Annotated in this window: 6 protein-coding genes; 2 read left to right on the top strand and 4 right to left on the bottom strand. The window is 69.2% G+C overall.

The window, feature by feature from the left end; translation table 11 throughout:
- Positions 1 to 50: 50 nt before the first annotated feature.
- Complete coding sequence (locus ACIQ0W_RS14845; protein ID WP_396643452.1) at positions 51 to 1,979, top strand: prolyl oligopeptidase family serine peptidase; 1,929 nt, start codon at positions 51 to 53, stop codon at positions 1,977 to 1,979.
- 16 nt (positions 1,980 to 1,995) lie between these two features.
- Here the strand turns inward: ACIQ0W_RS14845 and hflX are convergent, their stop codons facing one another.
- A complete protein-coding gene (hflX, locus tag ACIQ0W_RS14850) occupies positions 1,996 to 3,513 on the bottom strand; it encodes a GTPase HflX (protein ID WP_396643453.1) in 1,518 nt (505 codons plus the stop codon).
- A 130-nt stretch (positions 3,514 to 3,643) separates the two neighbouring features.
- Between hflX and ACIQ0W_RS14855 the strand changes: the two genes are divergently transcribed.
- Complete coding sequence (locus ACIQ0W_RS14855) at positions 3,644 to 4,288, top strand: class I SAM-dependent methyltransferase (protein ID WP_396643454.1); 645 nt, start codon at positions 3,644 to 3,646, stop codon at positions 4,286 to 4,288.
- A gap of 47 nt (positions 4,289 to 4,335) precedes the next feature.
- Here ACIQ0W_RS14855 and dapF read toward each other — a convergent pair whose 3' ends face one another.
- From dapF to miaB, 3 genes are read right to left on the bottom strand one after another with little or no spacing between them, the layout of a single operon-like run.
- Positions 4,336 to 5,208 (bottom strand): diaminopimelate epimerase, encoded by an 873-nt coding sequence (gene dapF / locus ACIQ0W_RS14860; protein WP_396643455.1) that lies wholly within the window; start codon positions 5,206 to 5,208, stop codon positions 4,336 to 4,338.
- 30 nt (positions 5,209 to 5,238) lie between these two features.
- The gene (gene miaA / locus ACIQ0W_RS14865) at positions 5,239 to 6,198 is read right to left on the bottom strand and encodes a tRNA (adenosine(37)-N6)-dimethylallyltransferase MiaA (RefSeq protein WP_396643456.1); all 960 of its coding nucleotides are present in this window, start codon (positions 6,196 to 6,198) and stop codon (positions 5,239 to 5,241) included.
- A complete protein-coding gene (gene miaB, locus ACIQ0W_RS14870; protein WP_036294637.1) occupies positions 6,195 to 7,748 on the bottom strand; it encodes a tRNA (N6-isopentenyl adenosine(37)-C2)-methylthiotransferase MiaB in 1,554 nt (517 codons plus the stop codon). The genes miaA and miaB overlap by 4 nt, the downstream gene beginning before the upstream one ends.
- Between the last annotated feature and the right edge of the window lie 104 nt (positions 7,749 to 7,852).

Below are 7,852 nucleotides of genomic sequence, written 5' to 3' on the forward strand. Positions count from 1 at the left end.
GCACCCGGCGTCACGTACGCGGCGTCGGCCCCTCCGCGTAGCCTGTCGTGATGACCACGATCCTGCCTTTCGGAACCTGGCCCTCCCCCATCTCGGCCGCCGAGGTCACCACGTCCGCACCACGCATCGACGGCGCGCGCTTCGTCGCTGACGACGCGTGGTGGAGCGAGTCGCTTCCCGCAGAGCGTGGTCGCACGGCCATCTTGCGTCTGCCCCGGAACGCCGACCACGGCGCCGACGCGGACGTGGTGCTGCCGGCACCGTGGAGCGCCCGCTCGCGAGTCCACGAGTACGGCGGTGGCGCGTGGACGGTGGATGACCGCGGCATCCTCTCCTTCGTCGAGCAGTCGGATCAACGTGTGTGGCGCCTCGAGGCGGACGGCGAGCCCCGCCCCCTGACCGCGGAAGCCCCGGGCACGCAGTACGGCGACCTGACGTGGTCGAACGGGCGCCTGCTCGCCGTACGCGAGGTCGCGCGCGAGGGGCACTATCCCGCGCGCGACATCGTCGAGATCGTCCCCGCGGTGGGCGCGGCCCCCTCCGCGCCGGTTCCGCTCGCGGCCGGCTACGACTTTCTCGCCTACCCGCGTCTCTCGCCGGATGGCGACCGGCTGGCGTACATCGGGTGGAACCATCCGCACATGCCGTGGGATGCCACCCAGCTGGTCGTACTCGACACCCGCAGCGGCGAGACCAGCATCGTCGCCGGCGGATCCCACGAATCCGTTCTGCAACCCGAGTGGACGGGTCCCGATGAGCTGACCTATACGACCGACCGATCCGGCCGGTGGACGCTCGAGCGTCGTCGGCTCGGCGGCCTTGCCGAACCGACCGCGGCCGAGGAATCGGACACCGACACCGGCGGGCCGCTGTGGAACCTGGGCGCTCGGTGGTTCGCCCCGCTCGAAGACGGTCGGCTTCTGGCTGTGCGCACGCATGGCCGCGACGAACTTGTCGTGGAGAACACGGATGGCTCGGTTCGAGCGATTCCGACGCCCCTGTCTGCCCAGGTGCTGATTCGAGATGTGAGGGGCACTCAAGCCCTCATCACGGGCGCGGGCGCGACGACACCGTCAGGACTCTGGCTGGTCGACGTCGACGACCCGGCATCCGCACGGCCGCTTCGCGGTGGGGTCTCGTCGAGAAGCGTCGGATGGCTGCCCGAAGCTGTCGCGATGACGTTCGATGGACCCGGCGGCGCCGTGCACGCCTTCGCCTACCCACCGACCAATCCGGGCGTGGACGGCCCCGCCGACGAGCGCCCGCCCTACATCGTGACCGTTCACGGCGGGCCTACCGCCCACGTCGCGGGCGAGGCATCCCCCGCTGTCGCCTACTTCACCAGTCGCGGCATCGGTGTGCTCGATGTCAACTACGGCGGTTCGAGTGGTTATGGGCGCGCCTACCGCGAGCGACTGGCCGGGAAGTGGGGAATCGTCGACGTCCAGGATGTCGTCGCCGCGGCCGAGGGCCTCGTCGCGGTGGGAATGGCGGACGCCGCGCGCCTGGCGATCAAGGGCGGATCCGCCGGCGGATGGACCGTCCTGTCCGCGCTGACGACGTCGAAGACATTCTCGGCGGGCATCAGCCGCTACGGCGTCGCGGACCTCCGCGCCCTCGCCGAAGACACGCACGACTTCGAGGCGCACTACCTGGACGGGCTCGTGGGGCCGCTCCCGGAAGCAGAGTTTGTCTACGAAGAGCGATCCCCGCTCAGACGTATCGACAACCTCAGCGTGCCCGTGCTGCTTCTGCAGGGAGCGGATGACCCGGTCGTGCCGCCCGCACAGGCCTACGCCATGCGCGATGCCCTCGCGGCGAAAGGAATCAGCCACGCACTCGTGGTCTACGAGGGCGAGTCGCACGGCTTCCGTCGTGCCGAGACGATCCAGCACGCGCTCGAGAGCGAGCTGAGCTTTGTCGGGCAGGTGTTCGGCTTCGCGGCGCCGGGCGTGCCCGTGCTGCCCCTCGAGTCCTGAGGGGCAGCGGACGCGGTCAGCGGAGGAAGGGCGCCAGCTCGGCCGCGAGCCGGGCCGAGACGTGTGCGTGCAACGCCGTGCCGCCCTCTTCGTGCCCCTCGGAGATGATGAGGCCCGAATCGTGGGCCGCAGACACCAGGTCTCCGCGGTCGTAGGGCACGAGCGCGTGCACCTCGACGGCCGGGAGCGGCAGCGCCGCCTCGACCGCGATGCGCAGCTCGTTGATGCCCTCGCCCGTGCGGGACGAGACGAACATCGCGTTCGGCACAAGGCCGCGCAGCACCATCCGGTCATCCGCATCGATCAGGTCGGCCTTGTTGAACACGACGATCTCGTGGGCGTCGCGAGCGCCCGCCTCGGCCATGACATCGCGGACCGTCGCGAGCTGACTCGCCGGGTCGGGGTGTGCCGCGTCGACGACGTGCAGCACGACATCCGCGCCCGCGACCTCTTCGAGCGTCGAGCGGAAGGCCTCGACCAGCTGGTGCGGAAGGTTGCGGACGAACCCGACCGTGTCGGTGAGCGTAAAGACACGCCCATCGACCGTCTCGGAGCGCCGGACCGTGGCATCCAGCGTCGCGAACAGCGCGTTCTCGACGAGCACACCCGCGCTCGTCAGCCGGTTGAGCAGGCTCGACTTGCCCGCGTTCGTGTACCCGGCGATCGCGACCGAGGGGATCGTGTTGCGGGTACGCTCGGCGCGCTTGGCCTCGCGAGCCGGCGCGAAGTCGCGGATCTGGCGGCGCAGCAGCGCCATCTTCGTGCGGATGCGTCGGCGGTCCAGCTCGATCTTCGTCTCACCGGGTCCGCGCGAGCCCATACCCGCGCCGCCGGCGCCGACCTGGCCACCGGCCTGACGCGACATCGAGTCACCCCAACCACGCAGACGCGGGAGCAGATACTCCAGCTGCGCGAGCTCGACCTGCGCCTTGCCCTCACGGCTCTTCGCGTGCTGGCTGAAGATGTCGAGGATGACCGTGGTGCGGTCGATGACCTTGACCTTGACGACGTCCTCGAGCGCGCGCCGCTGGCTGGGCGCAAGCTCCGTGTCGGCGATCACGGTGTCCGCACCGACCGCCGCGACGAGGTCGCGGAGCTCTTGCGCCTTGCCGCTGCCGAGGTAGGTTGCGGGATCCGGATGCGGACGCCGCTGCAACACGGCATCGAGCACGATCGCGCCGGCGGTCTCGGCAAGAGCCGCGAGCTCGCGCAGCGAATTCTCGGCGTCCTCCTGCTCGCCCTGCGGATAGACGCCCACGAGCACGACGTTCTCCAACCGCAGCTGCCGGTACTCGACCTCGGTGACGTCCTCGAGCTCGGTCGAGAGCCCCGGAACGCGACGGAGCGCCTGGCGATCTTCGCGATCCCACTGGTCGCCGTCTGAATCCGCGCCAGCGGTGGTCGAGGCATCCTGCAGCGCCTGCGCAGCCCCGAACGTCCGGACGCCCGAACGTGTTTCGGCGCGCGCCAGAACGCGAGCGACGACGTCGTCAGCCTCGCCGTTCTCATGAGATGTGGGGATGGTGTCGGTCATGTATTTCCTCTCCGGATGCCTCGTGCCCCCTCGCGAAGAGGCCCCCTGGCATCCGTGGTCGTCGTGTCCGCGCGACGTCGTAAAACTCTAGCCTCCCGCGCGACACGGGTACTCCGCTACGCTCGCACCCATGGCGAGCGACCACTATTTCTCTGCGAGTCCCGCCAGCGCCGAGAATTTACGTCAGATCCGTGTCGACTTGAATGGTCGATCTGTCGAGCTGACGACCGCTGGCGGGGTCTTCAGCCCCGATCGTCTGGACGCGGGGACTGCCGTACTTCTCGCGAACACCCCCGCAGCTCCCGCGGGAGGACACCTGCTGGATCTGGGCTCCGGATGGGGCCCGGTTGCCCTGACCTTGGCGATGCAATCTCCGCACGCAACCGTGTGGGCCGTGGACGTCAACGAGCGAGCCTTGGATCTGGTGCGCCGGAACGCCGCGAACCTCGGACTCCCCAATGTCAACGCTGTACTGCCGGATGGTGTTCCCGACGACGTGGTGTTTCGCAGCATCCGCTCCAATCCGCCGATTCGTGTCGGGAAGAACGAGCTGCACGGCCTGCTCGAGCGCTGGATCCCCCGCCTCGACGAGCGCAGCGACGCGTGGCTCGTTGTGCAGCGGAACCTCGGCTCCGATTCCCTGCAACGCTGGCTCGCCTCGACGTTCGAGCACGGATACAGCGTGCATCGCGCGGCCACGGGGCGCGGCTACCGCGTGATCCGTGTCCGTCGCCACGGTTCGCCGCCGACGACGCCTCTCGACATCGTTAGCTGAGCTCAACGCGCGTCACCTGGCGTTGGAGCGGAGCGCCGCTTTGCCGCTCAGGCGAGGGCGACGTCGCCCGAGAAGACCAGCACAGCCGGACCCGAGAGCAGCACGTGTATCTCGTCGCCACGAGGAACCATCCGGACACCGAGCGTCCCGCCGGGAACGTCGACCCGCCAGATGTCGGGGGCCCCGGCTCCCGCCCAGTGCCGCACGGCCAACGCCGCCGCGGCGACACCCGTGCCGCAGCTGAGAGTCTCTCCCACGCCGCGCTCGAAGACCCGCATCCGGATGACGCCGACGCCGTCCTGCACGAGGGGTTCGGCCGGCACGACGAACTCCACGTTCGCGCCCGCTTCCGGTTCGGGGTCAAGCACCGGCTTGTACGTCAACTCGAGCGCCTCGAGCTCGTCCTCGCCCGGCAGCGCGACGACCACATGAGGATTGCCGACATCGATGCCGAGGCCGGGCCGGGCGACACTCAGTCCGCGCGCGCGTACCGTCGGAGCATCCTCGTCCACTGTCCACGCGCCGAGATCCGCCTCGAACCCGTTCGGCACCCGCGCCACGTGCTTGACGCCGGCCCGCGTACCGATCGGGATGCCCGCCGTGTCGACCTCGGCGAGCCCCGACTCGGCCAGGTAGTGCGCAAAAACACGGATGCCGTTGCCGCACATCTCGGCCTTCGAGCCGTCGGCGTTCCGATAGTCCATGAACCATTCGGCGCCCGCCGCCACGGCCGATGCACCCTCATCGATGGCCGCCGCACGGACGACACGCAGGATGCCGTCGGCTCCGATCCCGAAACGTCGGTCGCAGAGGGCCGCAACCTGATCGTCGGTCAGCGAGAGCGCTCCGTCTGGATCCGCGACGATGACGAAGTCATTGCCCGTGCCGTGACCTTTGGTGAACGTGACGGTGCCGGGCATGCCGACAAGTCTAGGGCGCCGAAGGTGCCCTCACGGGGTGAGCGCTCGTGCCGCGGTCGCCTCGCCCGCCGGCATCCAGTGCACACCTGTGTAGCGGCGGAACCACGACACCTGCCGGCGTGCGTAGCGTCGGGTCAGCGCCTGGGTCTGCGCGATCGCCTCGGCCCGGTCGATCTCTCCCGTCAGCTGTGCGAGGGCTTGCGCGTAACCGATCGCGCGTTGCGCGGTCGTGCCTCGCTCAAGGCCTTCGGCCCGCAACAGCTCGACCTCGTCGAGCAGACCCTGAGCCCACATCGCCTCGACCCGGATGTCCAAACGCTCGACCAGCACGGAGCGTTCCTCGTGCAGTCCGATCACGGTGGACGGATGCCAGGGCACCGGCTCGTCCGGAAGCGCCGCGCCGTGCGTCGCACTCCCCTGCGCCAGCACCTCGAGGGCTCGCACCACCCGCCGGCCGTTCCGCGCGTCGATGCGAGCGGCAGTGACCGGGTCCTGCACACGGAGCCGGGCGAAGAGAATGCCGGGACCGTGCGCCTCGAGTTCGGCCTCCAACTCCTCGCGGAGCGCTTCGTCGCGGGGTGGGAACGAGAAGTCGAAGAGGACGCTCGAGACGTACAGGCCCGAGCCGCCTACAAGGATGGCGTGCGCCCCCCGGGCGTGAATCTGCTCGATGGCCCGCCTGGCCTCGGTCTGATAGGCAGCGACGGCCGCGTCCTCATCGACGTTCAACACGTCGAGCAGATGGTGCGGGACGCCTCGACGCTCGGCGAGCGGGAGTTTTGCGGTCCCGATGTCCATTCCGCGATACAGCTGCATCGCGTCGGCGTTGACGATCTCGGCCCGCTCACCGCGTGCCCCGAGCGCTTCAGCGAGGTCGAGGGACAACGCGCTCTTGCCCGTGCCCGTGGCGCCAACGACAGCGAACAAGCGCGGCGCGGCGGGGTCGGACCCGGCGAGTGCACCCGGATCGAACCCGGACGCTTCGCTCACGCCCGCGGCGGCATCACGGGCAGGCCGAGCGACACGGCGCGCGGCGCACCCGCTGCTCCAGCGGCCGGCGCCGGAACGGCACAGGACTCGGACTGCGTGCGGTCCCAGGCATCCCCCGCCCGCGTGCGCCGGATGCGCAGTGGCGCGCCCTCCGGCGAGTCGGCGAGCAGGTAGAACGGCGCGGCGTGCGTCACGACGGCGGTCACGATGTCGCCCGGGCGGGGCGTCTCGGAGCCGGCAGGCAGCTCGACGTGGACCAGCCGGTTGTCTTCGGCGCGTCCCGTCAAGCGATGGGTCGCGGCATCCTTCTTGCCCTCGCCGCTCGAGATCAGGACGTTGACCTCTCGGCCGACCTGCGCCTGGTTCTCTTCGAGCGAGATGCGATCCTGCAGAGCCATCAGGCGCTCGTACCGCTCCTGCACCACAGCCTTCGGGACCTGGTCGGGCATCGTCGCGGCCGGCGTGCCCTCACGAATCGAGTACTGGAACGTGAAGGCGCTGGCGAACCGGGCTTGCTCGACGACCCGCAGTGTCTCGGCGAAGTCTTCCTCGGTCTCACCGGGGAACCCGACGATGATGTCCGTCGTGATTGCGGCGTTCGGGATGCGCTCACGAACGCGGTCGAGAATGCCCAAGAACTTCTCGCTGCGATACGAGCGGCGCATCGCCTTCAGAATGCGGTCGCTGCCCGACTGCAACGGCATATGCAGCTGCGGCATGACGGACGGGGTGTCGGCCATCGCGTCGATCACGTCGTCGGTGAAGGCCGCCGGGTGGGGGCTCGTGAATCGGATGCGCTCGAGTCCGCGAATCTCGCCGGCTGCGCGCAGCAGCTTGCCGAACGCGTGGCGATCGCCGAATTCAACGCCGTACGAGTTGACGTTCTGACCGAGCAGCGTGACCTCGATCGCACCGTCGTCGACGAGCAGGCTGACCTCTTCGAGGATGTCGCCGGGGCGGCGATCGCGCTCTTTGCCGCGCAGGGTCGGGACGATGCAGAAGGTGCAGGTGTTGTTGCAGCCGACCGAGATCGACACCCAGCCGCTGTAGACCGAGTCGCGCTTGGTCGGAAGGGTCGAGGGGAAGACCTCGAGCGATTCGAGGATCTCGAGCTCGGCATCACCGTTGTGCCGCGCACGTTCGAGCAAGCGCGGCAGCGAGCCCATGTTGTGGGTGCCGAAGACGACGTCGACCCAGGGGGCCTTCTCGATCACGGCTTGCTTGTCCATCTGGGCGAGGCACCCGCCGACCGCGATCTGCATGCCGTCTTTGCGTCGCTTGACGGATGCCAGGTGCCCGAGCGTGCCGTAGAGCTTGCCCGATGCGTTCTCGCGTACCGCGCACGTGTTGATGATGACGACATCCGCCTCGGCACCGGCATCCGCGCGCACGTATCCGGCGCTCTCGAGCGATCCGGAGAGGCGCTCGGAGTCGTGGACGTTCATCTGGCAGCCGAAGGTCCGCACCTCGTACGTACGAACGTGTCCGTCTGCTGTGCGTGCGGCGACGGACGGCGCGATGAGGGTGGGCGCGCTGGAGAGGGTCGACATGATCCGCCTATTCTACGAGGCGCCATCACCGCGGGGCTCTGGACGAGGTGAGAGCCGCCGAAACACCCATCGTGAGACGCAAAACACCAACAACCCGGGGGGTT

Source organism: Microbacterium sp. (assembly GCF_044340635.1).
In the GTDB taxonomy this organism is placed as follows: Bacteria; Actinomycetota; Actinomycetes; order Actinomycetales; family Microbacteriaceae; genus Microbacterium.